This window comes from Halococcus agarilyticus (genome assembly GCF_000334895.1).
GTDB lineage: Archaea > Halobacteriota > Halobacteria > Halobacteriales > Halococcaceae > Halococcus > Halococcus agarilyticus.
In genome coordinates, this window is the sequence record NZ_BAFM01000001.1 from 268,406 (window position 1) to 295,146 (window position 26,741).

The 26,741-nt window shown below is 66.8% G+C and carries 28 protein-coding genes; 8 read left to right on the top strand and 20 right to left on the bottom strand.

The features are described 5' to 3' along the window. Nucleotides 1–117 precede the first annotated feature (117 nt). The 8 genes from TX76_RS01245 to TX76_RS01280 are packed head-to-tail and all read right to left on the bottom strand — an operon-like array spanning nucleotide 118 to nucleotide 5,255. A complete protein-coding gene (locus TX76_RS01245) occupies nucleotides 118–390 on the bottom strand; it encodes a DUF7314 family protein (RefSeq protein WP_049898483.1) in 273 nt (90 codons plus the stop codon). Further along, on the bottom strand, nucleotides 383–760 hold the full coding sequence (locus TX76_RS01250; protein WP_049898485.1) for a DUF7315 family membrane protein: 378 nt from the start codon (nucleotides 758–760) through the stop codon (nucleotides 383–385). The genes TX76_RS01245 and TX76_RS01250 overlap by 8 nt, the downstream gene beginning before the upstream one ends. A 3-nt stretch (nucleotides 761–763) precedes the next feature. Beyond that, entirely contained in the window at nucleotides 764–1,576 is an 813-nt protein-coding gene (locus tag TX76_RS01255; RefSeq protein WP_049898487.1) for a cytochrome b family protein, read from the bottom strand. Nucleotides 1,577–1,580: 4 nt separating this feature from the next. Further along, a complete protein-coding gene (locus TX76_RS01260) occupies nucleotides 1,581–2,393 on the bottom strand; it encodes a cytochrome b (protein ID WP_049898489.1) in 813 nt (270 codons plus the stop codon). A 3-nt stretch (nucleotides 2,394–2,396) separates the two neighbouring features. Next, a complete protein-coding gene (locus TX76_RS01265) occupies nucleotides 2,397–3,287 on the bottom strand; it encodes a Rieske (2Fe-2S) protein (RefSeq protein WP_195155973.1) in 891 nt (296 codons plus the stop codon). 2 nt (nucleotides 3,288–3,289) lie between these two features. Then, nucleotides 3,290–3,676 carry a DUF7318 family protein gene (locus TX76_RS01270; RefSeq protein WP_049898490.1) on the bottom strand — a complete coding sequence of 129 codons (387 nt, stop codon included), beginning with the start codon at nucleotides 3,674–3,676 and terminating at the stop codon, nucleotides 3,290–3,292. Further along, entirely contained in the window at nucleotides 3,676–4,305 is a 630-nt protein-coding gene (locus TX76_RS01275; protein WP_049898491.1) for a plastocyanin/azurin family copper-binding protein, read from the bottom strand. Before TX76_RS01275 ends, TX76_RS01270 begins: the two co-directional genes overlap by 1 nt. Nucleotides 4,306–4,364: 59 nt before the next feature. Beyond that, nucleotides 4,365–5,255: a DUF7319 domain-containing protein gene (locus TX76_RS01280; RefSeq protein ID WP_049898492.1), complete on the bottom strand. Its 891-nt coding sequence runs from the start codon at nucleotides 5,253–5,255 to the stop codon at nucleotides 4,365–4,367. A gap of 92 nt (nucleotides 5,256–5,347) precedes the next feature. Between TX76_RS01280 and TX76_RS01285 the strand changes: the two genes are divergently transcribed. Further along, nucleotides 5,348–5,836 carry a DUF7321 family protein gene (locus TX76_RS01285; protein WP_049898494.1) on the top strand — a complete coding sequence of 163 codons (489 nt, stop codon included), beginning with the start codon at nucleotides 5,348–5,350 and terminating at the stop codon, nucleotides 5,834–5,836. A 190-nt stretch (nucleotides 5,837–6,026) separates the two neighbouring features. On the opposite strand, the gene nth is transcribed toward TX76_RS01285, so the two are convergent. Together nth and TX76_RS01295 are read right to left on the bottom strand one after the other, a co-directional pair. After that, nucleotides 6,027–6,710 carry an endonuclease III gene (nth, locus tag TX76_RS01290; protein ID WP_049898496.1) on the bottom strand — a complete coding sequence of 228 codons (684 nt, stop codon included), beginning with the start codon at nucleotides 6,708–6,710 and terminating at the stop codon, nucleotides 6,027–6,029. Nucleotides 6,711–6,790: 80 nt separating this feature from the next. Next, nucleotides 6,791–7,420: a DJ-1/PfpI family protein gene (locus TX76_RS01295; protein WP_049898497.1), complete on the bottom strand. Its 630-nt coding sequence runs from the start codon at nucleotides 7,418–7,420 to the stop codon at nucleotides 6,791–6,793. Between the two features lie 370 nt (nucleotides 7,421–7,790). On the opposite strand from TX76_RS01295, the gene mvaD reads away from it, so the two are divergent. The 3 genes from mvaD (at nucleotide 7,791) to TX76_RS17925 (ending at nucleotide 11,075) form a co-directional block, all read left to right on the top strand. Continuing rightward, entirely contained in the window at nucleotides 7,791–8,762 is a 972-nt protein-coding gene (gene mvaD, locus TX76_RS01300; RefSeq protein ID WP_049898499.1) for a phosphomevalonate decarboxylase MvaD, read from the top strand. A gap of 304 nt (nucleotides 8,763–9,066) precedes the next feature. Beyond that, nucleotides 9,067–10,209: an NAD(P)/FAD-dependent oxidoreductase gene (locus TX76_RS01305; RefSeq protein WP_049898501.1), complete on the top strand. Its 1,143-nt coding sequence runs from the start codon at nucleotides 9,067–9,069 to the stop codon at nucleotides 10,207–10,209. A gap of 191 nt (nucleotides 10,210–10,400) precedes the next feature. Then, nucleotides 10,401–11,075 (top strand): hypothetical protein, encoded by a 675-nt coding sequence (locus TX76_RS17925; protein WP_195155974.1) that lies wholly within the window; start codon nucleotides 10,401–10,403, stop codon nucleotides 11,073–11,075. Nucleotides 11,076–11,113: 38 nt separating this feature from the next. On the opposite strand, the gene TX76_RS01315 is transcribed toward TX76_RS17925, so the two are convergent. Further along, on the bottom strand, nucleotides 11,114–11,890 hold the full coding sequence (locus TX76_RS01315) for an SDR family oxidoreductase (RefSeq protein WP_049898503.1): 777 nt from the start codon (nucleotides 11,888–11,890) through the stop codon (nucleotides 11,114–11,116). 158 nt (nucleotides 11,891–12,048) lie between these two features. Between TX76_RS01315 and TX76_RS01320 the strand changes: the two genes are divergently transcribed. After that, nucleotides 12,049–13,266, top strand: coding sequence for an acyl-CoA dehydrogenase family protein (locus TX76_RS01320; RefSeq protein WP_049898504.1), 1,218 nt, complete (start codon nucleotides 12,049–12,051; stop codon nucleotides 13,264–13,266). Between the two features lie 63 nt (nucleotides 13,267–13,329). Here TX76_RS01320 and TX76_RS01325 read toward each other — a convergent pair whose 3' ends face one another. From TX76_RS01325 to TX76_RS01345, 5 genes are all read right to left on the bottom strand, one after another. Then, on the bottom strand, nucleotides 13,330–14,496 hold the full coding sequence (locus TX76_RS01325; protein ID WP_049898505.1) for a CaiB/BaiF CoA transferase family protein: 1,167 nt from the start codon (nucleotides 14,494–14,496) through the stop codon (nucleotides 13,330–13,332). A gap of 55 nt (nucleotides 14,497–14,551) precedes the next feature. Then, nucleotides 14,552–15,703 (bottom strand): thiolase family protein, encoded by a 1,152-nt coding sequence (locus TX76_RS01330; RefSeq protein ID WP_049898507.1) that lies wholly within the window; start codon nucleotides 15,701–15,703, stop codon nucleotides 14,552–14,554. Between the two features lie 136 nt (nucleotides 15,704–15,839). Beyond that, entirely contained in the window at nucleotides 15,840–17,012 is a 1,173-nt protein-coding gene (locus TX76_RS01335; protein WP_049898508.1) for an acyl-CoA dehydrogenase family protein, read from the bottom strand. Nucleotides 17,013–17,119: 107 nt separating this feature from the next. Continuing rightward, nucleotides 17,120–18,766: a class I adenylate-forming enzyme family protein gene (locus tag TX76_RS01340; RefSeq protein ID WP_049898510.1), complete on the bottom strand. Its 1,647-nt coding sequence runs from the start codon at nucleotides 18,764–18,766 to the stop codon at nucleotides 17,120–17,122. Between the two features lie 88 nt (nucleotides 18,767–18,854). Beyond that, entirely contained in the window at nucleotides 18,855–19,823 is a 969-nt protein-coding gene (locus tag TX76_RS01345) for an MBL fold metallo-hydrolase (RefSeq protein WP_049898511.1), read from the bottom strand. 127 nt (nucleotides 19,824–19,950) lie between these two features. On the opposite strand from TX76_RS01345, the gene TX76_RS01350 reads away from it, so the two are divergent. From TX76_RS01350 to TX76_RS01355, 3 genes are all read left to right on the top strand, one after another. Further along, entirely contained in the window at nucleotides 19,951–21,654 is a 1,704-nt protein-coding gene (locus tag TX76_RS01350) for an acyl-CoA carboxylase subunit beta (protein ID WP_049898513.1), read from the top strand. Nucleotides 21,655–21,866: 212 nt separating this feature from the next. Further along, entirely contained in the window at nucleotides 21,867–22,277 is a 411-nt protein-coding gene (locus TX76_RS17405; RefSeq protein ID WP_154018967.1) for a hypothetical protein, read from the top strand. Nucleotides 22,278–22,388: 111 nt separating this feature from the next. Continuing rightward, entirely contained in the window at nucleotides 22,389–22,784 is a 396-nt protein-coding gene (locus tag TX76_RS01355; RefSeq protein WP_049898515.1) for a hypothetical protein, read from the top strand. A 184-nt stretch (nucleotides 22,785–22,968) separates the two neighbouring features. Here TX76_RS01355 and TX76_RS01360 read toward each other — a convergent pair whose 3' ends face one another. The 4 genes from TX76_RS01360 to TX76_RS01375 form a co-directional block, all read right to left on the bottom strand. Then, on the bottom strand, nucleotides 22,969–23,913 hold the full coding sequence (locus tag TX76_RS01360) for a ferritin family protein (protein WP_049898516.1): 945 nt from the start codon (nucleotides 23,911–23,913) through the stop codon (nucleotides 22,969–22,971). An 80-nt stretch (nucleotides 23,914–23,993) separates the two neighbouring features. Next, the gene (locus tag TX76_RS01365) at nucleotides 23,994–24,800 is read right to left on the bottom strand and encodes an SDR family oxidoreductase (protein WP_049898517.1); all 807 of its coding nucleotides are present in this window, start codon (nucleotides 24,798–24,800) and stop codon (nucleotides 23,994–23,996) included. Next, the gene (locus TX76_RS01370; RefSeq protein ID WP_049898518.1) at nucleotides 24,801–25,679 is read right to left on the bottom strand and encodes a BKACE family enzyme; all 879 of its coding nucleotides are present in this window, start codon (nucleotides 25,677–25,679) and stop codon (nucleotides 24,801–24,803) included. 16 nt (nucleotides 25,680–25,695) lie between these two features. After that, complete coding sequence (locus TX76_RS01375) at nucleotides 25,696–26,502, bottom strand: enoyl-CoA hydratase/isomerase family protein (protein ID WP_049898519.1); 807 nt, start codon at nucleotides 26,500–26,502, stop codon at nucleotides 25,696–25,698. Nucleotides 26,503–26,741: the final 239 nt, after the last annotated feature.

Below are 26,741 nucleotides of genomic sequence, written 5' to 3' on the forward strand. Positions count from 1 at the left end.
TCCGAACCACGAACGCAGGCCGCCCAGTCCCGCACCGCCGCTGCATCGCCACCGCTGTGTGACCATCCGTCCATCGATCGGGGTTCCGAGACGACGAGCGTTCGTCGAAAAGGGGCGTCAGTTCGACTGGCGTTCGTTCCACGCGATGCGCGCCTGGCGGCCCGCCGGGATGAACACCCAGAAGACGAGCGCACCGACGATGGCGAACCAGAACAGCGCCTCCCGGAGGGTGAGCGCGAGCGTCCCGAACAGTTCGAGGCCCTCGGGCGCTTCGGCGATGAGCTGGATGGGCGACTCGAAGCTCTCGGTGGTGTACCACCCCGAGAGCACCATCCATCCGAGCAGCCCGCCGGTGAGCATCGCCAGGCCCTTGGCGAATTCGTCACTCATTGCCCGAGGGTTCGTCGCTGTCGTCTTGAGCGTTCCGCATCCCCGTGGTGCGAAAGCGGGTGCCGAGCACGTACACGGCCGCTCCGAGCCCGATGAGCGCGAGACCGAGCAGCACGAGAACGAGGCCGGCGGCGTCGGGACCGAACGGGAGCGGAACGTCGAGAAGGTCGAACAACACCGGTAGCGGCCCGGCCTCGGCGGTGGCGGCGTCGAGAAAGGCGAAGCCGAGCAGCACGCTGACGATCGCGATCAGCGTCGAGAACACCGTGACCGCCTTGTAGGTCCGCAGCGGAACGACCACCTCGCGACCGCCGCGACGGCCGTCGTCGTCGCCGTCAGCCTCGGTTCCGGACCCCGCGTCGGACCCCACGGGTTAGCGCGGCGGCCGGAGTCGGTAGTACCGCCGGTTCAGGTCGAACATGTACCCCTCGCGCATCGCGCGCAGCACGCCGTAGGTGATGAACCCGGCGACGAGCGGCAGCAGGAACGTGAGATCGAAGAGGAGATGCGGGTCGATCCACGTCGGCGTGAGGTTCTTGATCGAGAGCGCGCTGATCATCGCGGCGAACACCACGCCGAACACGCCCACGGCCGCCCAGAACGGCTGCTCGACCGGCCGTCGCGCGCTCCCCTTGTTGAGGAACGGCACGATCGCGATGAACCCGACCACGACGAGGTTCGCGAGCACGCCGTACGTGGAGTCCTGGAGCAGCTTCTTGCCACCCAGAACGGCGAGCTCGGGGTTCAGCGGCCCGAGTTTCAACAGTCCAAACGACCAGTAGAGATACCAGTCCGGCAGGATGATCGCGGGCGTCTGGCTCGGGTTCGCCGGCGCGCCGAGGTGTGGCGGCAGCGTCGCCGAGAGGAAGAGGATCAGCCCGACGAAGAAGCTCGTCAGCGCGAGATTGCGGACCATCTCGTGGGGCCACGTCGGAAAGGCGAGCACGTCGCGTTCGACGTAGCTCGAATCGTTCCGGAGGTCTTGGTCCTCGCGGCGCGAGCGCTCGAAGTACTCGTAGGTCAGCCGCGAGAGCCCCTGCTTTCGTTCCTTCCGTTCGCGCCACGTCGGGGTCTCGTCGTCGGGCGCGACGATGCCGGTGCCGTCGGCGGCGACTTCTTTGTCCTCACCGCCGTCGGTCATGGTTTCAGTCGGTTCGTCCGTGTCGGTGGAGTTGTCTCGGGTCATTGATCTAGTGGGGTTCCGCGATGCCCTGCATCCAGACGATGCCGATGTGGACGGCGATGAGCGACGTCACCACGAACGGGAGGAAGAACACGTGGAGGATGTACATCCGCATCAGGGTGGCCTGGCCGAGCGAGAACCCGCCGAAGATGAGCTGGGCGACCCACTCGCCGATGAGCGGGATCGAGAGGCTCATCTCGACGCCGATCTGGCCGGCCCAGTAGGCGAGCTGGTCCCACGTCAGCAGGTAGCCGGTGTAGCCAAAGACCATCGTGAGCGAGATGAGCACGATGCCGAGGATCCAGTTGAGCTCCCGGGGCTCCTTGTACGACCCGGTGAAGTACACCCGGAGCATGTGGAGGAACACGGCAGCGGTCATCACCTGGGCCGACCACCGGTGGATCGAGCGGAGCATGAACCCGAAGTTGATGTCGGTCATGATCGCGGTGAGCGAACAGTACGCCACCGACGCGCTCTCGATCGAACAGGTCCCCGCGGCCGCCGCCGGCGAGTAGTAAAAGCCGAGCAGCGCGCCCGAGATCGCGGCGACGACGTACGCGATCGTCGAGAAGCTCCCGAGCGCGTAGAGGGGGTACCAGTACCAGAACTTGTTGTCGAGGTTGTACTGCTCGGTGTGGCTCTTCGGCATCTGGAGGTTGACCTTGTAGTAGAGGTTCTCCAGCACTTCGAGGTAATCGACGATCCGCAGCCGCTTGTCGAGCCAGAGCAGGACGGTGAGGTACGCCCCCTCGATCGGGGTCAGGTCCTTTCGCTCCATCCAGCTCTCGTGATCGTGATCGTCGCTCCGTTCGAGACTCATGAGCTACTCACCACCCTCGCTGGAGCCACCGCCCCCGCCGGTGTCCTCCGGACGGGGCAGCGACGTGAACTGCCGGCGAACGATGCTGAACGGGCTGTACACCGACTGGTGGCATGGACAGTACACCGAGTTCGCCGCGCCGAAGTCCGCCGTCGCCTTGAAGCCAGGCACACAGCAGAAGTGGGTGCACTTGTTCAGCCACGCGATGAATCCCTGCGACGTGCTCGCCTGCAGCCACTCCCGCACCGCTGGATCGTCCGCGTTCTGAGCGAGGTCCTCGATCCGCGTGCTCCGCATTACTTGTACTGGGACCGTCTCCTGAGGTGAGAGGTCCTGTGAGCGCCACGTCGCCGACGCGGGCTTGCCGATCCCGGCCGTCCCGATCTCGTTGCCCCACGTCTCCCAGTCGTCGAACATGTCGACGGTGAGCACATCGCCGGGACTGAGGTCGCTCTGCCACTCGTAGCCCGGCTGGGGGGCCGACTTGAACGTGTTGCTCTGGTCGGCGTCGGGCCGGATGCCGGGGTACGTCTGGACGCCGCAGTACTGGAACCACTCGCTGGAGTAGGTGGTGCCTCCGAGCTGCATCTCGGCGACCTGGACCTCCTCGTTGTCGACCGTCCGCGTCTCGACTTCGGGCCAGACGCCCTTGATCTCCCCACTGTCGGTGATCTCGATGGGGATCTGGGGCATCGCCCGCGGGGCTGGCCCGTCGGTGTTCTCGATGCCGTAGTACTGGATCGCCCCGCCACCCTGGCCGGCGGAGGTGGTGGTGAGGTTGGCCCCGACTGCGGTCGTGATGCCCGTCGCGCCGAGCGCGGAGGCACCGACGACACCCTTGACGAACCGTCGGCGGCCCGATTCGGCTGGATACCTGTCTTCGTTTTCCGGCATGGTTATCGTTTGTAGTACGGATACACGGCTCGTTTCACGGAGTCCCACGCGCCGTCGGTGGCGCTCGTCCCCGTCTGCTGTTCCTCGCGGATGTAGAGGTCCTCCCACTTGCGGCGGCGCTTCTTCACGATCATCACGTCGGGGAGGAACTCCTTGCGGTAGAGCATCAGGATGAAGGCGAGATCGACGAACACGACCGCGAGCGCCGCGCCGAGATACATGTTGCCGAGTTCGTCGCCGCCCCAGCCGCTGACGAGGCCGAAGGCGAACAGCCCGACGAACACCACCTCCACGACCGTGAGGAGGACGATCGCGATCGCGGCCGCGGTGCTCTCTCTGGCCGGCTCGTACCGGTGGATGTCGCCGTAGGTGCTTCCCGAAGAGCTCATCAGTTGTTGCCTCCCTTCGCGTTCGGCGATTCACCGTACTTCACGGTGAAGAACGTGTAGATCAGCGAGACCACCATCATCAGGATGGTGGCGATCCCGACGAAGTGGGCCTGGAAGGGGACGCCCATCTCCTCGGGGTCGACCTCCTCCTCGCCGCCCCCACCGCTGCTCTCGCCGACGGTGATGGTTCCGACCATGCCGGCAGGCTCGTGGGGATCACAGACGTAGCCGAACGAGCCGGTCTCGGTGAACGGCGGCGTCGTGAAGCTGAAGCCCGCGTCCTCGATCGGCTGGTGGCCCCAGTCGCCGTCGTCGGGGTTGACGTTGTGGCCGCCCGAATCCCAGACGAACTTCACCGCCGTCCCCGGCGAGATGGAGAGTTCGGCCGGCTCGAACACCAAACTCCCGCTCGGTCCGACCGTTACCTCCTCGGTGCTCCCTCCGCTACCGCCGCCCGTCTGGTTGCCACTAGATTCGTTGCCACCGGTCATGTTTCCGCTGCCGGTCGCGTTTCCACCCCCGGACTGGTTGCCGCCGGAGGCGTTGCCCTCCTGTGCGGCGGCCGCCCCGCTGGCGGCTGTGCCGCCGGCCGCGGCACTTGCTGCCAGCAGAAAATCCCGCCTGTTCATGTGTGTTTGCGTTCGGGACCGGCTCCGCATAAGTCCACCGGATGCGGGGTCCGCGGCCGCTACGCCGACGGCCGAGAGTCCTCGGTTTCGCGCGTTTCGGACTCCCGCTCGGATCGCCCCGACTCCTGCGTTTCCCGATCCGAACCCGCGATCTCACCGGCCGGCTGTTCGCCCCCGGTGTCGCGGTACTTCTCGGGGAGGATTTCGGGGCGCTCGTCCGAGCCGACGCCGACCGCACGCAGCCGGTCGCGGTACTCCGCTGCCCGGAACGTATCCGAGAGCCGTGCGTTCGCCACCTGGAGGAACAGCAGCAACGAGAACAGGACGAACAACAGTCCGAGCACGGGAACGGCGATCGTGGTCACGCCCGCGAGTCCGACATACGCCGCGATCAGCCCGAGACCGGCGAGGAGCTGGGCGGCGGCGACGGCCTGCAGCATCCAGTTGCCGAGCTCGCCGCCACCTTCGGGCACCGCTGCGGGATCGGGGAGCGGCTCTCCGTCCGGTGGTTCCGGCACGTCGTAGTCGTCCATCGAGCAGAGCGCGACCGTGGGTTTCACGTCGCGCAGCACGGTCCCTCGCCCCTCGACGCTCCCATCAGGAGCGACGTGGGCGTACCCCTCGTCGGAGTACGCGAGCAGGCCGTCGTCGACGCGTTCGATCCTCGCGAACACCTCTCGGTTGGCAACCCGACTCAGGAGGTCGGCCTCGACGCGATCGAGGAGTTCCGTGCCCGTGATCCACGCCTCCTCGTCGAAGGCGGCGTCCCACTCCTCGGGGCTCATGTCGGCCATGTCCTGCGGGCCGAACGCCTCGAAGTCGTAGGTCTCCTCGACTTGTCTGCGGAGGTCGGCGGTCTCGTCGTCGGTAGCGTCCGCTCGGTCCGCCGGACGGTCGTCCGCATCCGCGGTCCCGTCGTCGTTCGGCGACGAGGATCGGGGATCGGCCATCACCTCGCTTACGCCACGGGCCGGGTTAGGCTTTCCGACCGCCCACGGACGGGTTTCGGCAGTCTTTAGCGCCCACGACGACCAGTTCGGTCATGTTCGGGCTGGACGACGCGACGGTGGCGACGATCGTCGCGGCGCTGGTCACGGTCAGTTTCCCCTGTTTTCTCTACGGTGCGTGGATCATGATCGACACCGAGGCCGTAACCTGGAGCGTCCTCACCTACCACCTCAAGTTCATCGTCACCGGGCTCGCGCTCACCACGATTCCTCTTCTCGTGTGGATGCTCCCCCGCCTGTTCCAGCAGCTCGGCGGTGCGTCGGCGCTCCACGCGTTCTTGGGGCTTCAGGCCTACGCGATGCTCGCCTTCGCCTTCACGGGGATCGTCAGGATCTTCCGCGCGAAGCGCCAGCACGACCTGTATCACGACTACGACGAGGACGTGCTCCTCAACGAGATCGGCTCCGATCGGATGGATCACTGGCGGAGCCGGCTCCGCATCGGCGTGTTCGGCTACGTGATCTTCTGGCTGCTGGCGTACGTCGTGGGGATCGCCCGGTACGCGCTCCGCTATCTGTTTTGAGCCGACGTGTCAGCGAAAACCGCCGGTCCCGGTCCAGGACCGGCCGGCTGATGCCACGCACAGCAGTGCAGCCCGGGGGTGACTGCACGCGAGCCTTCGGCGAGCATCACAAAAGTCCCCACCGGCCGTTCATCCGTTTCACGTCGAAACGGCACGGAACCGTTCGAAACGAACGATCCTCGCTCGTCGCTCACCACGCCTGGCCGCTCGCGCGATCCACCTCGCTGTCGAGTTTCGAGGACGGACAGACGTCCTCCAGCACGCAGTCGGCACAGTCGGGGTTCCGCGCGGTGCAGGTCGCCCGGCCGTGGCTGATGAAAAGATGAGTGAGCGCCTGCCACTCGCTCTCCGGTACGAGCTCCATCAGGTCTTCCTCGATCTTCGCGGGACGTTCCTCGTCGGTGAGGTCGACTCGCCGCGTGATCCGCTGGACGTGCGTATCGACGACGATCCCTTCGACGACGTCGTGGCCGTGCTGGAGGACGACGTTCGCGGTCTTGCGACCAACCCCTGGGAGCTCGGTGAGGTCGCCCATCGTGTCCGGCACCGCGCCATCGTGTTCGTCCACCACCAGCTGGGCCGACTCGCGGATGTAGCTCGCCTTGTTGTTGTAGTAGGTGATCGAGTTCAGCGCCTCGGCGAGTTCCTCCTGGGGTGCGTTCGCGAACGCTTCCGGCGATGGGTACGTTTCGAACAGTTCAGCGGTCGTTTCGTTCACCCGCTCGTCGGTACACTGCGCCGAGAGGATCACCGCGACGAGGAGTTCGAACCGCGTCGAGAAATCGAGCGAGATGGTCGTGTCGGGGTACTCGACCGCGAGGCGGTCGACGACTTCCGCGGCCTGGTCCGCGCGCGAATCGAGCGACGTTCCCATACGAACCGCTCGACCGAGCCCGGTTTGAGCCGTTCGGTTCCGGTGGCACGCGCCTGGCGCGCTCGCCGGTCGAACCCCCTTCAGTCGCTTCGGTACACCTCACCACGCCGCTCGTACTCCATCTCGCGGGCGACCGTCTCGACGACATCGGCACCCAGCTCCCGCTCGACGAGCCAGAGTGCGAGATCGAGCCCCGAGGTGACGCCGCCGGCGGTGAGCACGTCGCCGTCGTCGACTACTCTGGCGTCGACCACGTTCGCTGCCGTCTCGCGGAGGTCGTCGATCGCTCCGTGGTGGGTGGTCGCCGGGCGGCCGTCGAGGACGCCGGCCGCGGCGAGGATCATTCCGCCGGTACAGACCGACGCGACGGCCGTGCCGTCGCGGTATCGCTCCGCGACCGCATCGGGGAGCGCGCCGCGCTCGACCTCGGCCCGCGCGCCGTGCTCGGCCCCATCCGTCCAGCCGCCGCCAGGCACCACGACGAGGTCGGGGTCGCCAGCGAGGTCGTCGAGCGAACCATCGGGTTCGACGACGAGCCCGTGGCTCGCCGTCACCCGGTCGGCGGGTTCGAGCGTGGCGAGCGCGACATCGAGATCGGCCCCGGCTTCGGCGGCGTTTTCGAGCACCTCGTAGGGACCGATGGCGTCGAGTTCGTCGAACCCCTCGTAGAGCGCGATCGCCACGGATTCGATCGGGCGTGTTTCGGTCATGCTATCGGCTCGTCGGCCCGAGTGAAAAGCGTTGAGCAGCCCGGTGTTCCGCCGATCGCTCACGCCAGCGTGAGAACATGGTGAAACGAAGCCGAAACGAGGGAGTCGAAACGGGATACGGACCGCGAATGCCGAATGCGTATGAGAGACCGCTACCGCTCCGCAAACCGCACCGTGCCACACGCCTCCCCAACCGATTCCTTCGCTCGGGCTTCGTCCTCGCTCAGTCATCCCTCGCACGAGTCGTGCGCCTTCGGCGCACTCCCGCGCGCCACCGCCGTCAAGGATGGACGGAGTTCCCACCGACAGCACCCGTCCGCGTGGAGCGCGGTTCCGGGACGTTTATTCGCGTGTCGGCCGCCTCGCAGGTATGAAAGCCACCGCGCGCGCCCACCCGATCCAGGGGCTCGTCAAGTACCACGGCATGGTCGACCAGGAGCTCCGGCTGCCGTACCACGACTCGATCAGCGTCTGCACCGCGCCGAGCAACACCACCACCACCGTGGCGTTCAACGACACGCTCGACGAGGATCGGTACGTCGTCGATGGCGAGAGGGTGGAGGGACGGGGCCGCGAGCGCATCGAAAGCGTCGTCTCGCACGTCCGATCGCTTTCCGGCGTCGACAGTCCGGTTCGCTTCGAGAGTGCGAACGACTTCCCGACGAACGTGGGCTTCGGCTCGTCGTCGTCGGGGTTCGCGGCGGCGGCGACGGCCCTGACCGCGGCGGCAGATCTCGACCTCTCGCTGCCCGAGATCTCGACGGTCGCGCGGCGCGGGTCGGCGTCGGCGGCGCGAGCGGTCACGGGCGGGTTTTCGGACCTCCACGCGGGGCGCAACGACCACGACTGCCGCTCGGAGCGGATCGAGAGCGACCTCGAAGACGACCTCCGGATCGTGGCGGCGCTCGTGCCCGCGTACAAGGAAACCGAGGAAGCCCACCGCGAGGCCGAAGACAGCCACATGTTCGAGGCACGACTCGCGCACGTCCACGGCCAGCTCGCCGCAATGCGCGACGCACTCCGCGAGGGCGATTTCGACCGAACCTTCGAACTCGCCGAGCACGACTCGCTCTCGCTCGCCGCGACCACGATGACCGGGCCCGCGGGCTGGGTTTACTGGCGGCCCGAAACCCTCGAAATCTTCGCCACGGTCCGCGACCTCCGGGAATCGGGCATCCCAGTGTATTTCTCGACCGACACGGGCGCGAGCGTCTACGTCAACACCACGGCCGAGTACGTCGAGCGCGTCGAGGAGCGCGTCGCCGACTGCGGCGTCGATACCCGCGTCTGGGAGGTCGGCGGCCCCGCACGGGTGCTCGACGAGTCCGAAGCGCTGTTCTGAGACTCGGACTCCCCACCGAATCGAGTGACGAACCGGCTGCCGGTGCTGTGCTGTGCGGATGGCGCGTGCTGCGCGCCGTTTATCGGCGCGCAACACCGCGCGAGGGATGACTGAGCCGAACGGAGTGAGGCGAAGGAGTCGGCTGGGGAGGTGTGTGGCTTGCGGTTCTCATTCGCCTCGTGTGAGTAGTGTTGCTGTTTCGTCGATGCTCACCGAGTCGAGACGAACTGGATACATCACGTCCGATCCCACATAGCGTCGACGTTCTCAACGCATTTAACCGACGAACCCCTACGGAGCATCGATGCGAATCGTCGTCCTCGGAGCCGGTTACGCCGGTCTCACGCTCGCCAGGCAGCTCGAAAAGCGCCTCCCCGAGTCGGTCGCAATCGTCGTCGTCAACGACCGCCCGGACCACCTCGTCCAGCACGAACTCCACCGCGTCGTCCGCCGGCCGTCGCTCGCCGACGGGATCACGGTCGATCTCGCGGACGCGCTCGACCGGGCGAGCCTCCGCGTCGCGCGGGTCACGGACGTCGATCACGGGGCGAACGTCGCCACGCTCGACGAGGAGGAGGAACTGTCCTACGACGTCGGCGCGGTGTGTCTCGGGGCCGAAACCGCGTTTTACGACCTGCCGGGCGTCGAGGAGCACGCCACGCCGCTGAAGCGCCTGCCCGACGCCGCCCGGACCCGCGAGGAGTACCTCGGACTCGACGCGGGCGAGCGAAGCGTGGTCGGCGGGGCGGGGCTCTCGGGCGTCCAGATCGCGGGCGAACTGGCCGCGCTCGCGCTCGAAGAGGCGCTCGACCGCGAGATCGTGCTGCTCGAACAGCGTGACGACGTCGCGCCGAACTTCCCCGCGAACTTCCAGGAAGCGGTGCGCGAGGAGCTCGAAGCCCGCGACGTCGCCGTCAGAACGGGCACAGCGGTCGAGCGAGCGACCGACGACACCGTGGAACTCGACGGCGAGGACCTCCCGTATGGGCAGTTCGTCTGGACCGGCGGCATCCGGGGACCGGACGCGCTCGCCGGCGAGCGCCCGACCGTGCCCGACACCCTCCGGCTCGGCGGGGACACGTTCGTCGTCGGGGACGCCGCGCGGGTGACCGACGCCGACGGCGAAGCGGTGCCGGCGAGCGCCGCGGCCGCCGTCCGCGAGGCACGCAGCGTCGCCGACTCCATCGCCGGGATCGTCTCTCACCGACAGGACGGCGGCGGCGGAAACGAGGCGCTGTTCGAGCCACGGCCAGAGCGATTCAGATTCGACGCTCCGGGATGGTTGGTCAGCGTCGGCGACGGTGCGGTGGCCCAGGTCGGCCCCACCGTGTTCCGGGGGACGGCGGCGAAGGCGCTCAAGACGAGCGTCGGCGCGGGCTACCTCTCCTCGGTCGGCGCGATCGAGAACGCGGCGGGTCTCGTTCGCGAAGAGCTCGCCGGCGACTGACGGCGAGTGCCGGCGACGCCCGCCTGACGTCGGGATCGATTCATTCCACCTGTGTTCACGTTCACTCATCCGCCCACGATCGACCGTCGAGAGCCCGTTTCGTCGCCGTTTCGGTATGAAACGGTGCCGAAACGGTGCTCGAACGGAAAACCGACCGAGGGAGTTATACTCCGGACGCGACCCGATGGGGTATGACCGGACGATTCGCGCCCGTTCTCCTCGCGGCCCTGCTCGTGCTCTCGGGGTGTTCCCAGCTCGCATCGGCACCGAACGAACTGACCGAGACGACGACCGTCGAAACGACCACGAGCAGTCCGACGACGACCCCCACACCGACCGGGACGGCGACCACGACCGAGACCACAACGACGACCACGAGCGAGACCGCAACGACGACTGCCACGGCGACGACCGCGGGAGGTCCTCTGAGGACGAGCGCCAGCGACACACCCGCCTCGACCGCGACGCGAACGGCGACATCGACCGCGACGCGAACGGCGACACCGACCACAACGCCGACGGCGACCGCGACGCCCTCCCCGACCGCCACGCCGACGCCCGCGCTCGAATCACGGTTCGTCGTCATCATCGGCGGCAGCCCCGACGACAAGGTCACCTACGAGTTCTCGGTCACGGGGACGATCGAGCGTCGCGGCCAGAGCTACGGTGCGCCGATCGAGGACGGGAGCGTGACGCGTGACCCCGACATCGACGTCATCGCGGCGGACGGATCGAGCGTCGAGGGACGCCTCGGCGGCGGCGGCGACGCCTACCGGATCACCGGCGAGATCACCGAGTTCGAGGCCGCCGACGAGGACGCGATCGAGGTGTACGTCGACGGCGAGCGGATCGAGATCGACGAGTGACTCGGGGGCGGCCGCGTGTGGAGTGACGGCCTCTCCGATCAAAACGAGAACAGGTCGATGCCGCCGGTGACGCCGACCACCTGGCCGGTGATGTAGCTCGCTTGCTCGCTGGCGAGGAACGCGACCGTGTTCGCCACGTCGGCCTCGCGACCCAGCCGACGCATCGGCGTCGCCTTCGCGATCCGCGCGAAGTACGAGTCGACGTCTTCGAGCTCTTCGAGCGGCATGTCGGCGAGCGCCTCGACGACGATGCTCGGGGCGACGACGTTGCTCGTGACGCCCTGCTGTGCGCCTTCGAGCGCGAGCGTCTTGCCGAAGCCGATGATGGCCGCCTTCGTCGCGGCGTAGGAAAGCTGGCCGAACCCGCCCTGCCAGCCCGCCATCGACGACATGCTGACGACCCGTCCCCAGCCCCGTTCGCACATCGCGGGGAACACCTCGCGGGTGATGTTGTACGTCCCGGTGAGGTTGATGGCGACGTCGCGATCCCAGATCTCGTCGTCGTACTCTCCGACCCGCGACCGGGCGTCCACCATCGCGGCGTTGTTCACCAGCACGTCGATCCCGCCGGTCTCCTCGCGCAGCGTCTCGACCGTCGAGGCGACCGCCTCGCGGTCGGTGAGATCACAGCCGACCGCCCGCGCCGACCCGCTCTCGGTGTCGGTCTCCGTGGCGACGGTCCCGGCAGCCTCCCTATCGACGTCGAGCACCACGACCTCCGCGCCCTCCGCCGCGAACACCCGACAGTCCTCGCTCCCGATCCGTCCGGCACCGCCGGTGATCAGTACTGTCCGATCCCCCAGTCCGAGATCCATACCGGCCGTCGATACAGCGGAGACGATCTTAATGGTTCGTGTGGGATGGGTCCGTGTCGCCGGCTCGGTGTCGGGGTCGGGCTGGTCGGCTCGCCTGGGGTCGAGTTCGCCGATGGAGCGGGTATTATGTGTGTCGTTGTGTAACGTGGAAGACGACCATGGCGCAATCAGGGAAGGGTTCTGGAGTCTCGTTCGACACCACCGAGGAGACCCGTCTCGTCCTCCGGAACCTCGATACGTTCGTGGAGCGAGAGGTCGCGCCGATCGCCGAAGAACTGGGTGAGACGCTCACGAACCCGCGGCTCGGCCACGAGCCGAACGGCCGCCTGACCGACGAGGTGCTCGACGCGATCGGTCGCGTTCGTCGGAAGAGCGCCGAGGCGGGCTACTACGCGATGAACATGCCGACCGACGTCGGCGGCGAGGACGTCTCGGCGGTGACGTGGTATCGCGCGAACAGACACCTCGCGAACTCCGACGTCCCGCTCTCGAACGAGGTGCTCGCCGGGCCGGCGGGGCCGAAACCGTTGCTCACGGGGGCCGAGGGCGAACAGATCGAGCGGTATCTCGAACCGGCGATGCGCGCCGAGAAGACCACCGCGTTCGCCCAGACCGAACCGGGCGCGGGCTCCGATTCGCCGAACATGAGTACGCGCGCCGAGAAGGACGGCGACGAGTGGGTGCTCGACGGCACGAAACAGTGGATCACGAACGCGCCCTACGCCGACTTCGTCCAGGTGTTCGCGCGGACGACCTCCCAGGAGGAGGCCGGACGCCACGGCGGGATCACCTGCTTCATCGTCGAGGACGACGAGTTCGAGATCGGGTCGCTCGACAACGCCGTCGGTGCTGTGGGCCGCCAGGCCGAGATTCACCTCGACGACGTGCGGATTCCCGACGACCGAGTTCTCGGCGACGTCGATACGGCGTTTTACGACGCGATGGGTTTCCTCGCGCTCGGCCGGCTCGAAATCGGGGCCCAGGCGGTCGGCAGCGCCGAGTGGCTGCTCGATCGGGCCACCGAGTTCGCGAACGGGCGCGAGGCGTTCGGCCGATCGATCGGTGACTTCCAGTCGATCTCGCACAAGATCGCCCGCGGACGGGCAACCGTCCACGCCGCCGACGCCGCGGGCCTGCGGTGTGCGTGGACGCTCGACCAGGGTGACGCCGCGATCGCCGACTCGTCGATCCTGAAGTGGGTCGCGACGACGGCGTTCTGGGATGTCGCCGACGACGTGGTACAGGTCCACGGCAGCGGCGGGCTCGCGGAGGACAACCCGTTCATGGACCGGCTGCACCAGGCGCGCATCTTCCGGATCGTCGAGGGAACCGACGAAATCCAGCTCAACACCATCGCGAGCCAGTACGGGCTCTGAGTCGTCTACGGCTCCGCGCTCTCGGCATGGACTGCTCGTCGAGAGCGTCGTCCGCCCCGAGCCTCAGACGATCACGCCGTCGTCCCGGAGTCGCTCGATGGCGGCCCCGAACCCGTGTTCGCGGAGCACCGCTTCCGTGTGCTCGCCGTGTGCGGGAACCGATGCGGGAACGTCGTCGTTCGGTGCGGAGCTCCGGACGGGAAACCCGATTCGCGGGGCCGCATCCGCGGGGGTTTCGATCAGGCCACGTGCGTCGATCTGTGGCGAATCGACCGCTTCGGCGGGCGTGTTCACCGGGCCGACCGTCGCGTCAATGGCTCCGAGCTCGGCCTCCCACTCCGCCTGCGTTCTGGCCGCAAAGACCTCTTCGAGAGTCTCGCGGAGCGCCTCGCGCGTGGCGGGGTCGTCGGTGCCGTGCTCGTCGATCAGTTCGTCGCGATCCACGGCCGTGCAGAAGGCGGCCCAGAACTTCGGCTCCAGCGCCGCGAGCGTGACGTACCGGCCGTCGGCGGTCTCGTACACGTCGTACCACGGCAGCCCACCGGTGAGCGGGGTCTCGCCCGGTCGTGGCGATTCGCCGGTCAGCGCGCCGTGGGCGATCGACTGTGAGAACGAGAGCACGGCGTCCGTCATGGAGACGTCGAGGTGCTCGCCCGCGGTGTTGCCGAGTTCGCGCGAGCAGAGCGCTCCTAGAATTCCGAGCGCGGCGAACGTCCCGCCGGCCATGTCGCCGATCGGATAGCCGGGGATCCGCGGTGCTTCGTCCCGACTCCGTCGGGTCATGTCGAGCAGCCCCGCGGCCCCGACGTAGTTCAGGTCGTGACCGGCGCGGTCGGCGTCCGGGCCGGTCTGACCGTACCCGGTGAGCGAACAGTACACGATGTCGTCGTTGTGCTCTCGTACTGTGTCGTCGTCGATCCCGAGGCGTTCCGTGACGCCGGGCCGGAACCCCTCGACGAGAACGTCGGCCTCACGGACGAGTTCGTGGATCACGTCCCGACCCGCCGAGGTCTTGAGGTCGAGCGCGACGCTTCGCTTGCCCCGGTTGACCGTGTCGAACAGCGCGCTGACGCCACGTTCGGTGTGTGGTGGCAACGCCCGACCGTAATCGCCGACGTCCGTGTCCTCGATCTTGACGACGTCGGCACCGTTGTCGGCGAGCAGCTGTGTCGCGTACGGGCCGGGGAGCAGTCGCGTGAAGTCGAGGACGCGGATTCCGTCGAGTTGCATCGTCGATCCGGTTCACGGACCGCCGCCATTTAACGCTACGCGCCGATCCGGCCGCTCACACGCGCTCGACGAGCGTGGCGATCCCCTGTCCGAAGCCGATACACATCGCACAGAGTCCGTATCTCCCACCGCACGCGTCGAGCTGATACGGGAGTTTGCCAAGCAGCGCCGCCCCGGTCGCGCCGAGCGGATGGCCGTGGGCGATCGCGCCGCCCCACACGTTCGTCCGCTCCCACGCGGCGTCGGTCTCGTCGAGCCACGCCGCGACGACCGACGCGAACGCCTCGTTGACCTCAAACCGGTCGATGTCGCCGATCGTCACGTCGTTGTCCGCGAGGAGCTCGTTCGTGGCCGGGATCGGCCCCGTGAGCATCGTCACCGGATCGACGCCGACGACGTGCGTGTCCACGATCCGGGCCATCGGCTCCCAGCCGTGTGCCGCACACGCCTCGCCGCTGGCGATCAGCGTCGCGGCCGCCCCGTCCACGATCCCCGAGGAGTTGCCGGCGTGGATCACGCCCTCTCCTGCCTCGCGGAACGCCAACGGAAGCCCCCCGAGCGTCTCCGCGTCCGTCTCCGGGCGGGGGTGTTCGTCCTCTTCGACCCGCGTCGTCTCGCCGTCCAGCTCCACCTCGACGGGGATCACCTGGTCGTCGTGGCGACCGGCCGCCGCGGCGTCGGCCCATCGCTGTTGAGAATCGACGGCGATCTCGTCGAGCTCGCGCCGGGAGAACCTCCACTCCTCGGCGATCCGCTCGGCCCCTTCGCCCTGGGTCGTGAGCTCGTCGAACTCCTCGAAGTAGCTGTCGGTGATGCTGCTGCCGGCGGAGCCCATCGGCACTCGCGTCATATGCTCGGTGCCGCCCGCGACGAGGACGTCGTGAAACCCCGCGCGGATCTGGCCCGCCGCGAAGTCGATCGCCTGCTGACCCGACCCGCACATCCGGTCGAGCTGGACGCCTGGCACGCTCTCGCCCCACCCGGCGATCATCGGCGCGAGCCGCGCGATGTTGTTCGCCTGCTCGTCCACCGGGTCCACACAGCCGTAGATCACGTCCTCGATGTCGTCGGCCCCGGAAAAGCCGTTGCGCTCTTCGAGGGCCGTCAGCGGCATCGCCGCGAGGTCCTGTGGATGGGTGTCCCGGAACGACCCTCCCTGCTTCCCGAACGGCGTCCGAACGGCGTCGACGATGTACGCGTCCTGCATGGTACCACATCGCGCTCGACGCGCTTACCGTTTCGTGTGAACGACACTCGTGTTCGGGAGCGACGGGTTCGGTCATCCTGTTCCCCTCGCGACCGGGAGCGGCGTGCACACCGGACAGCGGGCGTCGGTGCCTGACTCAGTACGAGCGGGGGAGTCCGAGGTGGTGTTCGGCGAGGAAGTTCTTCGCCATCTCGTTCGTGACCGGCGCGGTCTGTGTCAGGCGCATGTTCTGCCAGATGTCGTACACCTCGTACTCGCGGGTGAACCCGTTGCCGCCGTGGGTCTGGATCGCGCGGTCGGCCGCCTCGGTGCCCGCCTCGCTCGTCAGGAGCTTGGCGATGTTCGCCTCCGCACCGCAGTCCTCGCCCGCATCCCACTTCCTCGCGGCCTTGTACATGATCTCACGGGCGGCCATGAGCTTGGCGTACGAGTCGGCGAGGGGGTGCTGGATCGCCTGATGCGCGCCGATCGGCTGGCCGAACACCTCCCGGTCGTTCGCATACTCAACGGCGAGGTCGACGGCCCGGAGTCCGCCGCCGAGCGAACTCGCCGCGCCGCCGATGCGCTCGGTGTTGAGCGTGTCCCAGAGCATGTAGAGCCCGCCGTCCTCCTGGCCGAGGATCCGGTCCTCGTGGACCCGGAGCCCGTCGATGTCGACCTGGTACTGGGTCTCGAACCACGGCAGGGCGACGTCGATCGGCGTCAGGTCGATCGCGTCCTGCTCGGCGGGCTCGGGAACCAGAAACATCGATACCCCATGAGTGGGGTTCGAGCGATCGAATGCGGACGTGCGGGCGACCAGCAGCATCGCGTCGGCGTTCTCGACGCCGGAGATCCACATCTTCTGTCCCGAGAGGACGAACTCCTCGCCGTCCCGCGTGCGCTCGGCGCGGGTCTCGATGTTGAGCGTGTTCGTCCCGGCGTTGGCCTCCGTCAGCCCCATACAGAAGCGCATCTCGCCGTTCGCGATCTTCGGGAGGTACTGTGATTTCTGCTCTTCGGTGCCGTGACGGCTGATGCCGATGCCGCCGAACACGGGGGTGAGCACGAAGATGATCCCGCCCTGTCCGCCGCCGCGCGAGAGCTCCTCGATGACGATCGCCATCTCCAACATCCCCATCCCCTCGCCGCCGTACTCCTCGGGGATGGCGACGCCGAGCCAGCCGTTGTCCGCGAGGTCCTGCCAGTACGCCTCGGGGAACGCCTTCTCGTCGACGTGGGTGCGCCAGTACTCGCTGTCGTACTCGTCGGCGATCTCCCGCGTCCCCTCCCGGATCATCCCGTGCAGCTCCGTTTCGTCGGCTCCCATGCCCCGTGTGAGTCACGAACACGCATAGCGGTTGTGCCGATGGTCGTTTCCGCCGCTTCGTTCGAAGCGATCGGCCGACACGCCACGCTTCGAGGTCCGTGACCCCCTCAGAGCTCTTCGCCGGTCGACTCCAGGGGTTCGTCGAGTCGGCTCGCAGCGTCCTCTTCGAGCTTGTACCGCTGGACCTTCTGCGTCGCGCTCCGGGGGAGTTCGTCCACGAAGAACACGCGGCGCGGGTGGGCGTAGGTGGCGACGCGATCGAGCGCGAACCGCCGGAGCTCCTCGGCCGTGGGGTCGGCGTCCGCCTCCCTGACAACGAACGCGACCGGGGCCTCGCCCTTCACGTCGTGATCGGCGGCGACCACCGCCGCCTCCGCGACGTCGGGGTGGGCGTACAGCGCGTCCTCGACTTCGGCGGGATAGACGTTCTCGCCACCGACGAGCAGCATGTCGTCGGCGCGGTCGACGATCCAGAAGTAGCCGTCACTGTCGACGCGCGCGATGTCCTCGGTGTAGAACCAGCCCTCGTCGTCGAACGCCGCGGCGGTCGCCTCAGGGCGCTCGTGATACCCCGCGAACACCTGTGGCCCGCGAACCGCGATCTCGCCGGTGACGCGCTCCTCGTCCGCGAAGTCGATCCCGGGATCGACGAACGGTGTGAGGTCTTCCGGTGCGACGAGGGTCTCGCGGGTCGCGGGGTCGGCGAGCTTGAGTTCGATGTTCGGGACGGGTGGGCCGATGCAGCCCGCCTCCTTGCGCACGCCCCGCGACGGCTCGGTGGTGCCGGCGGGGGCGGTCTCGGTCATCCCCCAGCCCTCGGTCAGCGGGACGTTCCACGCCTCCTCGATGGCTCGGCGGGTCGAATCCGCGAGCGGCGCGGCCGCACACGTGACGTTCTCCAGCGAGGAGAGGTCGTACTGGTCGGGGTGCTCGCGGTACTCGCGGAACATCGTGGTGTACATCGCCGGGACGCCAGCGAACTGTGTGAGCGAGTGCTCGGCGATGGCGTCGAGCATCGGTTCGGCCTCGGGCTGGGGCTGGAGTACCATCTTCGCGCCCGCGTAGAGGAACGTTCCCATGATCGCGTTCAGCGCGTAGATATGGAAGAGCGGCAGCACGAGCAGGATCGAGTCCTCGGCGTCGATGTTGAGGCCACCCGTGTCGTAGGACTCGATCGTCGAGAGCAGGTTCTCGTGGGTGAGCAACACACCCTTCGGCCGCCCGGTGGTACCGGAGGTGTAGGGCTGGCAGGCCGCATCGTCGATCGCACGTTCCGGGGGATCGAACGCCGCGCTCGCCTCGTCGGTGGCGTGCGAGTAGTTCACGATCCCGTCGTCGCTGACGCCCGGCAGGAACGTGGTTCCGACGTCCGCGGCGGCGGCGAGGTTCCGGGCCTCGTCGGCGAGCAGCGGCGAGGCGATCATGCAGTCGGCGTCGCCGTCGTCGAGGACGAACACGAGCGTCTCGGGGTCCATGCGGAGGTTGAGTGGGAGCGGGACCGCCCCCGCACGGATGGCTCCGAAGTACGCGCTCGGGAACTGGAGCGTGTTCGGCACGAACAGCCCGACGCGCTCGCCCGGCTCGACGCCGTGGTCGACGAGCACGTTCGCTACCCGGTTCGCCTCGGCATCGAGCGCCGCGAACGACTGCTCCTGGCCGAAGGCGACGAACGCGGTCTTGTCGCCGTAGCGGTGGGCGGCCATCGCCGGGAGGTCGCCCATGTGCGCCAGCGGTTCGCCGTCGTGGTACTCCATGATACGAACTCACACATTCCTTCCAACAGTATTAACTCTTGGTGTGTTGTCGCACCACACGGCCGTTATCTCACTACACGGACCCGGATTACCGGGCGTGATAGTGCGCGACGCCGTCGACGCGGTCCGCTTCGACGCGGCCGTGTGCGTCCAGATGGCGGAGCGCGGCGACCACCTCGGGGAGAACGTACGTGCTGTCGCCGCCGGCCCGTGCGTCGGCGATCGCGGCGGCCGTCCGGTGGTCGTCGTCGAGTCGCGCCTCCGTGCGGTCGAGCAGCCGGTCCAGACTCCGGCGATCGCGCTCGATAACCCGATCGAACTCGGTGTGGACGGGACCGTGACCGGGATAGACGCGGTCGGGATCGAGGTCGGCGAGGCGATCGAGCGCGTCGTGAAAGGCGTCGATGGCGTTTTCGACGCCGCGGTCGAGACCCGAGTGGAGCACCACGGGGCGGAACGGCTCGATGGCCATGTCGCCCGCGAGAAGCGCACGCTCGTCGCCGAGTTCGACCGCGAAACAGCAGTGATCGGCCTGGTGGCCCGGCGTGTGAACCGCCTCGACCGTCGTGCCGCCGACGTCGTACGTCGCCCCGCCCTCGATCCAGACGTCGACCGCTTCGACGGGAAGCAGCGTGCGATTGCGCTCCAGCGATTCGACGGCCACGTCGACTGCACCATCGAGATCCTCGCCCGTGAGACCCGCGGCTCTCGCGGTTCGACGCACCGCGCTCCCGAGATCGTCGGGATCGCGCGCGAAGCGGTCTCTCACGCCGGCGGGCACGTGGAGCGTCGGGTCGGCCGCCTCGATCACCGTGTTCACGTACCCGATGTGGTCGACGTGTGGGTGCGTGAGGACGAGATGTTCGACGTCGGCGAGATCGTGGCCGGCGTCGGCGAGGGTCTCCCGGAGTCGGGTTTCGCCGCCAGCGCCTGCCATTCCGGCGTCGACGAGCGTCGGTTCGTCGCACTCCACCAGGAAGCTCGCCACGTGGCCGGGTGGCCAGTCGACGTCGAACTCGATCCGGTGGACGGGTGTCACCCGCTCGCACTGAGCCATCGGTGTATCGGGAGCCGTCCGGGGTGAATACGCTGTCGGTCGGCATCGACGGCTGCGGGAGACTAGGGGTATCTCGCCGTCGCTCGGGTGGCAGTAGGTTGAAATCGTGCGACTGCGAACCACGGGCATGGAGATCGACATCGGCGACGAGACCGACGACGAGACCGCGCGGGCGATCGCCACCGCCGTCTCCGAACATCTCGGTCGATCGGTCGAACTCGTCGATGCGAGCGGCGAGCGGGTCGCGGACGCTGATGGGGGCGACTGGGACGGGGTCGGTGCGGTGGTGACCGATCGCGAGGAAGCGCTCCGCGGGGGGATCGAGACGATCCTCGCCGGAGGGCCGGAGCGCGGCCACGAGAAGATCGCGGCGCTCGGCAAGCTCTTCGTCCGCGATCGCCTCGACATGGTCTTCGACACCATCGAGTACGAGGACGGCACGTTCGCGCGCCACACCGACGACGACGTGCTCGCCGCCGACGGTCTGCTCACGGGCGTCGGCACCATCGACGGCCGGCGGGTGGCGTTCACCGCGAACGATTACACCGTGAAGGCCGGCTCGCTCGGCACCGAGGGCGTCGAGAAGGTCGTCCGCATCGAGGAGCGCGCGATGGACCTGGAGATTCCAATGGTCCGGCTCATCGACTCGACGGGAGCCCGCCTCGACGCCGCCGAACGCGAGCCGGGCGACACCCACATGGGTCGCTACCACGGCGGGAAGATGTTCTACAACCAGTGTCGGCTGTCGGGCCAGGTCCCCCAGATCGGCGTTCTTTATGGACCTGACATCGCCGGCTCGGCGTACACGCCCGTGTTCTGTGATTTCCTCGTCATGGTCGAGGGGATCTCGGGGATGGCGATCGCCTCGCCACGCATCGTGGAGGCGATGACCGGCGAGTCAGTCGACATGCAGGACCTCGGCGGGCCCGACGTCCACGCGACACGGAGCGGGAGCGCCGACCTCGTGGTGCCCGACGAGGAGACCGCCGCCGAGACGGCCCGCGCCCTGCTCTCCTCTCTCCCGCAGAACTACGCCGAGAAGCCGCCGACGCGTGACCCCGCACCACCGAAGAAGAACCCGAGGAGTCTCGATGCGGTGCTCCCCGAAGCGCCGAACGAGGCCTACGACGTCCACGAGACGATCGACCGGCTCGTGGATCGTGACTCCTTTCTCGAACTCAAACCCCGATTCGCGCCCGAACTCGTCACGGGGTTCGCCCGCATCGACGGCCGGCCCGTCGGCGTGGTCGCCAACCAGCCGAACCACGTCAGCGGGGCGATCTTCCCCGACTCGGCCGACAAGGGCGCGGGCTTCGTCTGGACGTGCGACGCCTACAACGTCCCGCTCGTCTACCTGTGTGACACGCCGGGGTTCATGATCGGTTCGCAGGTCGAGCGCGATGGCGTCCTCCGGAAGGGCCGGAAGTTCATCTACGCGACCGCGAACGCCCAGGTCCCGAAGTTCTGTGTCATCACGCGAAAGGCCTACGGTGCCGGGATCTACGCGATGTGTGGCCCCGCCTTCGGAGCGGACGCGACGCTCGCACTTCCGAGCGCCGAGATCTCCGTGATGGGACCCGACGCCGCCGTCCACGCTCTCTTCGGCGATCAGCTCGCGGGGATGGAGGGCGAGGCTCGCGAGCAGTTCGTCGAGAGCGCGATCGAGGAGTTCGAGCAGTACGTCGACATCGAGGCCCAGGCCGCGAACATGGAGGTCGACGAGCTGCTCCCCGCCGGCGACCTGCGCGATCAGCTCGAAGCCCGTCTCGCCACGTTCGCCACGAAACGCCGGACGGAGCGGCCCCGACACCACGGCACGGTGCTGTTCTGATAGGGATTGTACTGGTTTTCAGCGCTCCCCACATCACAGGCTGTCGACTTGTTGAAATCGACGCACGAGGTACAAGGCGCGTATCTTGCAGGCTCCAGTTCATGCTTATCCCGCCAACCCTCCAGCCCCCGTAGAGGCCATAAAAGAGCACGCAGTCACGCGGTAGGAGTTTGGCCCCCTGTTATATGTGAATAGAGCACCATGAGCAAGCCATGGTTGACTGGAGCGTGCCCGCTTCTGAGGCGAGCAACAAGCGCCTCCTGTACGAGATTGCAATCGGACTTCTCGTAATGATCTCACCTATCATTCAACTCGCCGAAAAGCAGGCTATCTCGCGGATCGGAATTGGATTTGGTGTACTCGCTATAGTTCTGATCTATGCATTTTCACGCACCTCGCTCGGAAACCGATTGGAGAAATGGTTCCGTCAAATTGAGGTTGGTGGCCGTACTATTGTTATTATTACAGTTGTGCCGATCATCATGGGAGGCCTCTGGTTACTCAAACCACCAGCAGTCCCCACGTTCAGCTTTATTATAGGAAGCATGGGTACAATTATCGTAGCGACTATTCTCCGGATTCTAAGCCGATTAAATAGCCGTAGACAGGAACATCCAGCTTAAGACCCAGCCTGTCAGTAGGCACTTGATTGCTGACAGGGTGAGACGAAGTTCTACATTTACGGTTGAGCTGACCGTTGCACCTATTAGGTGACACGTCTTTTCTGAAGTACGATGTCGGTCATTCCAGAGGAATGGGGCGAGTTAGATTCGACCGCCGGTCTGTTCTACGAACTCGGTTGGCTCCTTTTGGTGATTGTCTTATTCGGTAGCTTTCTGATCTTTCAGCCCTTGTTTATAGAGATCGAAATCACACCAGCTCCTGTCGTTGGCTCGGTGATCTTGGGTATAATACTTGGAATCACACTTGTTATTTCTACTGTGAACGACCGTGCTCGGCAATTCTGGAAGAGAGATCGCTATCGGTTTGCAAGTATTTTCGTCCTCGCAATGCTGATTCAGGTAGTGCTGCGTCTTGTGCCGACGTGGACTCTTCTTACTGGGATCGTTGCCTCAGTAGTCACTATCCCGGGTCGAATCGCTATCTATCTTCGAGCACAGACACCGTAGATAACTGCCTCAGCGCGGGCAGGATAAGAATCACGAGGGCCGATAAGAGAGCAAGAGATAGCGACAGAGATCAGGTGCAAGATACACACTCTCTATCTTGCACGGCAGTTTTGACAGCCGTCGGAGAGTGTACAAACCAATGTATGGGTTTGATTGCTAACCCCGATAAAAACTCCCGTCGCGCTCAGTCGGCAGTCGCGTCGTCGGCCCCCTCGATCTTCACGAGCTCCTCCACAGGGGGCAGTTCGGCCTCGGCCTCGGTGAGGATCTCGATGCGCCGGGCGATCTTCTCCTGTGCGTACTCGACGAGCGGCGCGGCCTCGACCGTCATCTCATCCGACTGGACCGCGCCCGCGACGTGGCCCATCAGTTCCTGAAGGGTCGTCTGGACGACATCGGGGTCGACGTCCCCGTCCTGAATGAGGTCCCGAACCTTCTGCATCCCGAAGCCGACGTGGCGGCCCTCGTCGCTGCGGATGTAGGTGATGCCCTCGATCAATCCTTCGAGATGGACGAACTCGGCGTCGCCGAGCATCTCGGGCCCCGTCGGGCTGTAGGAGGCCTGTAGCCCGTAGTACCCGGTCTGTGCGAGCACGCTCTCGACGGTGAGGTGGTAGTGACAGTAGGCCTGCGCGCGCGTTTCGGGTGTATCGTCGGTGAGGAGGCGCTCCATCGCGGCCTCGTTCTTCTCGAACAGCGCGACGTAGTCGTCGTTGAAGTACCGCTGGTCGGTGGGTCGCGTCACCTCGAAGCCGCGCTCTTCCGCAACTGGGTCGATGACCTCCCGCCAGTAGCGATCGAAGAACTGGGTGTGTTTGGCCTCCTCGTAGAGCTGGGAGCTGATGAACAGCTGGTCGTTGACGTCCTCCAGAACGATCGCGAGCGGCGCGAGGTCTTCCGTTACTGCTTCCTCGCCCGCGCCGAACAGCGCGAGGGTGCCCCTGAGACTGTCGAACGCCGCCTCGTCCATGTCGCTCTCGACCAGCTTCCGGCGGTCCGCTTCGAGGAGCTCCCCCGGAACGTCCTCGTAGGGGTCCCAGTGGCGATAGACGGCGTTCCTGAAGTAGCCGCCGGCGAAGGAGTCCGGATCGACGCGGTGGTCGCGGCTCGCGTCCTCGATCTGGGTCATGGTGCAGGTTCCCTTGGAACCACAGCGCCCTAACGCTTCCCACGCCTCATCGGCTCGGCAAACGGTCACGGCGATCCCGATCAGTCGAACGGCGTCGGCGCGAGCAACTGGCCGCCGTCGACGGTGAAGTAGCCGCCGGTGACGTAGGCGGCTGCCTGGCTACACAGAAAGAGCACGATGGGAACGCAGTCCGTGGGCGTTCCGAAGCGCCCAGCCGGGATGTCGTCGAGGAACTCTTCGGGAAGCTCGCCGCCGGCCGCCTCGATCACGCCCGGGGTTTCGACGATCCCCGGTGCGACCGTGTTCGCCCGGATCCCGTGGGTGGCCCACTCGCTCGCCACGGTCTGGGTCAGGTTGTGTGCGCCCGCCTTCCCCGCGCCGGAGTGGGCGTGATACGGCGCGCCCCTGACGGCGTTGGTCGCCCCCATCGTCACGATCGCGCCGCCGTCGGTCGCGATCATGTGCTCGCCCACGGCGAAGGTGCAGTAGGCCGTGCCGTCGAGGATCGTGCCGACCACCGAGCGCCACCCGTTCGGCGTGAGCGATGCAGTCGGTGTCAGGAAGTTCGCGCCTGCGTTGTTCACCAGGACGTCGATGCCGCCGAGCTCCGCGATCACCGTTTCGGTCATCGCCTCGACGGCGTCGTACTCCCGAACGTCGACCGTGGTCGCACACGCCTGCACGCCCTTCTCTTCGATCTCCTCGACGACCGGTTCGAGGTGGTCCATGTCGCGGCTCGCGATGGCGACGTCCGCACCGCACTCGGCGAACCCGAGCGCGACCGCCCGCCCGATCCCCGTGCCGCCCCCGGTCACGAGCGCGACCTCCTCCTCGAAGAGGTCCTCGGCGAACACCGCCGTCGCCGCCGGTGTCTCCTTCGAACCCATTCAGTCCAACCCCATGATCTCGCGCGCCTCGTCGGGCGTCGCCGGCTCGCGACCCACGCTCCGGGCGAGGTCGACGGCCCTTTCGACGAGTTCTGGGTTGGTGGCCATCTCGCCGTTCGGGAGGTAGAAGTTGTCCTCTAAGCCCACGCGGACGTTGCCGCCCATCGAGAGCGCGCCCGCCACGAGCGGCCACTGGTCCCGGCCGATGCCGACGACCTGCCAGGTGGCGTCGTCGGGGAGCTGGCGCACCTGGTGGGCGAGGTTCTCGATGGTGGCCGGGATCCCACCCAGGACACCCACGATGAGGCTGAACTGGAGCGGATGGCTGAGCTCCCCCTTCTCCAGTAGAGGCCGAGTGTTTCCGACGTGACCGGTGTCGAAACACTCCAGCTCGGGCCGCACGCCCGCCGCCTCCATCGCGGTCACGAACTCCCGAATCTCGTCGAAGGAGTTCTCGAACACCATGTCGAAGACGAACTCCTCGCTGCTCTCGGAGTACTTCGCGTAGTTCATCGACCCCATGTTGAGCGCCGCGATGTCGGGTTCGACTGTCTCGACGTACTCGATGCGCTCTTCGGCGGGCACGTCGATCGCCCCGGTCGAGAAGTTGAGCAGGACGTCCGTACGGTCGCGGACCTCGTCGTGAATCTCCTGGTAGACCTCGGTCGCGTAGGTGGGGCTGCCGTTTTCGGTGCGGGCGTGGATGTGAGCGATCGCCGCACCGCTGTCCCGGGCTTTCGCTGCGTCTTCGGCGATCTCTTCGGGCGTGTACGGAATCCCCGGACACTGATCGCGGGTGGTGAGCGCGCCCGTGAGCGCCACCGACACGATCGCCTTCTCGAAGTCGTTCCCCTTTAGCGATTCTTGTTCTCTAATCATCACGTCCTCCTGTGGGCTACCGTCCGCCCCATTCGGGCTGTTCGTCCATGAGAAAGGCGTTGATCCCCTCCTCGGTGTCCTCGCTCATCGCGATCAGGGCGATCATCTCGCGCATGTACGAGAGCGCCTCGCCGAAGCCCATGTCGCGCTGGGTGTAGTACGCTTGTTTGCCCATCGCGATCATCACCGGCGACGACGAGGCGAGGTCCGCGACGAGGTCGTCGAGTTCGCTCTCGAACGAGTCCGGGGCGACGACGTCGCTCGTGAAACCGATCTCGTGGGCCTCCGTCGCGCCGAAGTGCTCGCCGGTGAAGAGGTACTTCAGCCCTCGCTTCTCCGTGACGGTCCGCATGATCGGGACGAGCGCCTGGGCGGGAAAGAGTCCGACGTCGACCTCTGGCGTGCCGAAGGTCGCGTCCTCGGTGGCGACGATCACGTCACACGCCGCCGCGAGCCCCATCCCGCCGGCGAGACAGTACCCCTCGACCGCAGCGACGAGCAGCGCGCTCGTCTCGACCATCCGTTCCATCAGCTCCGAGAGGCCGGAAAACCCCTCACGGTAGGCCTGTGCGCCCTGTCCGATCGAGGCAGCCATGCTTTCGAGATCGCCGCCCGAGCAGAACGTTCCGCCCGCTCCACGGATGACCACCACCCGCGCCGGACCGTCGTCGGCGGCCGCGAGCACGTCCGACAGCCCGTCGATCACGGCTTCGTTCAGCGCGTTTCGCTCCTCGGGCCGGTCGATATGGGCCCGAATCACGAGTCCGTCCTCGCTCTCACTCACGTCGAGATCCGCGTTCACGTCGCCGTTCTGGGCAGTCATGGCTCGATGCGTGAACGAAGACTCGCTCGGGCCGCACTTGAAGGTCCTTGACGAACGTTGACACCTTTCCGGTGCACGACGCCGAGCGTCTCACCCAAGTCGGCGTTCGTCGACGGGGACCGATGGCGCTGATCGGGACCGTTCTCGCGGGCCATCTCGATTGCTCCGACCGTGACACCGCCGAGAGGCTCGTCCCAGACTATTTGACGCGGAACGGTCGCTTCCGGGACACGTGGAAC

Excerpts from the sequence above, each read along its gene's own strand:
- TX76_RS01315 (WP_049898503.1), bottom strand. The coding sequence starts at position 11,890 with ATGGATCTCGGACTGGGGGATCGGACAGTACTGATCACCGGCGGTGCC.
- TX76_RS01285 (WP_049898494.1), top strand. The coding sequence starts at position 5,348 with ATGTTCGGGCTGGACGACGCGACGGTGGCGACGATCGTCGCGGCGCTG.
- TX76_RS01330 (WP_049898507.1), bottom strand. The coding sequence starts at position 15,703 with ATGCAGGACGCGTACATCGTCGACGCCGTTCGGACGCCGTTCGGGAAG.
- TX76_RS17925 (WP_195155974.1), top strand. The coding sequence starts at position 10,401 with ATGACCGGACGATTCGCGCCCGTTCTCCTCGCGGCCCTGCTCGTGCTC.
- TX76_RS01305 (WP_049898501.1), top strand. The coding sequence starts at position 9,067 with ATGCGAATCGTCGTCCTCGGAGCCGGTTACGCCGGTCTCACGCTCGCC.
- TX76_RS01370 (WP_049898518.1), bottom strand. The coding sequence starts at position 25,679 with ATGATTAGAGAACAAGAATCGCTAAAGGGGAACGACTTCGAGAAGGCG.
- TX76_RS01265 (WP_195155973.1), bottom strand. The coding sequence starts at position 3,287 with ATGCCGGAAAACGAAGACAGGTATCCAGCCGAATCGGGCCGCCGACGG.
- TX76_RS01335 (WP_049898508.1), bottom strand. The coding sequence starts at position 17,012 with ATGGGAGCCGACGAAACGGAGCTGCACGGGATGATCCGGGAGGGGACG.
- TX76_RS01345 (WP_049898511.1), bottom strand. The coding sequence starts at position 19,823 with ATGGCTCAGTGCGAGCGGGTGACACCCGTCCACCGGATCGAGTTCGAC.
- TX76_RS17405 (WP_154018967.1), top strand. The coding sequence starts at position 21,867 with ATGGTTGACTGGAGCGTGCCCGCTTCTGAGGCGAGCAACAAGCGCCTC.
- TX76_RS01325 (WP_049898505.1), bottom strand. The coding sequence starts at position 14,496 with ATGCAACTCGACGGAATCCGCGTCCTCGACTTCACGCGACTGCTCCCC.
- TX76_RS01360 (WP_049898516.1), bottom strand. The coding sequence starts at position 23,913 with ATGACCCAGATCGAGGACGCGAGCCGCGACCACCGCGTCGATCCGGAC.
- TX76_RS01255 (WP_049898487.1), bottom strand. The coding sequence starts at position 1,576 with ATGACCCGAGACAACTCCACCGACACGGACGAACCGACTGAAACCATG.
- TX76_RS01355 (WP_049898515.1), top strand. The coding sequence starts at position 22,389 with ATGTCGGTCATTCCAGAGGAATGGGGCGAGTTAGATTCGACCGCCGGT.
- mvaD (WP_049898499.1), top strand. The coding sequence starts at position 7,791 with ATGAAAGCCACCGCGCGCGCCCACCCGATCCAGGGGCTCGTCAAGTAC.
- TX76_RS01260 (WP_049898489.1), bottom strand. The coding sequence starts at position 2,393 with ATGAGTCTCGAACGGAGCGACGATCACGATCACGAGAGCTGGATGGAG.
- TX76_RS01275 (WP_049898491.1), bottom strand. The coding sequence starts at position 4,305 with ATGAACAGGCGGGATTTTCTGCTGGCAGCAAGTGCCGCGGCCGGCGGC.
- TX76_RS01350 (WP_049898513.1), top strand. The coding sequence starts at position 19,951 with ATGGAGATCGACATCGGCGACGAGACCGACGACGAGACCGCGCGGGCG.
- TX76_RS01365 (WP_049898517.1), bottom strand. The coding sequence starts at position 24,800 with ATGGGTTCGAAGGAGACACCGGCGGCGACGGCGGTGTTCGCCGAGGAC.
- TX76_RS01340 (WP_049898510.1), bottom strand. The coding sequence starts at position 18,766 with ATGGAGTACCACGACGGCGAACCGCTGGCGCACATGGGCGACCTCCCG.
- TX76_RS01270 (WP_049898490.1), bottom strand. The coding sequence starts at position 3,676 with ATGAGCTCTTCGGGAAGCACCTACGGCGACATCCACCGGTACGAGCCG.
- TX76_RS01375 (WP_049898519.1), bottom strand. The coding sequence starts at position 26,502 with ATGACTGCCCAGAACGGCGACGTGAACGCGGATCTCGACGTGAGTGAG.
- TX76_RS01320 (WP_049898504.1), top strand. The coding sequence starts at position 12,049 with ATGGCGCAATCAGGGAAGGGTTCTGGAGTCTCGTTCGACACCACCGAG.
- TX76_RS01245 (WP_049898483.1), bottom strand. The coding sequence starts at position 390 with ATGAGTGACGAATTCGCCAAGGGCCTGGCGATGCTCACCGGCGGGCTG.
- TX76_RS01280 (WP_049898492.1), bottom strand. The coding sequence starts at position 5,255 with ATGGCCGATCCCCGATCCTCGTCGCCGAACGACGACGGGACCGCGGAT.
- TX76_RS01295 (WP_049898497.1), bottom strand. The coding sequence starts at position 7,420 with ATGACCGAAACACGCCCGATCGAATCCGTGGCGATCGCGCTCTACGAG.
- nth (WP_049898496.1), bottom strand. The coding sequence starts at position 6,710 with ATGGGAACGTCGCTCGATTCGCGCGCGGACCAGGCCGCGGAAGTCGTC.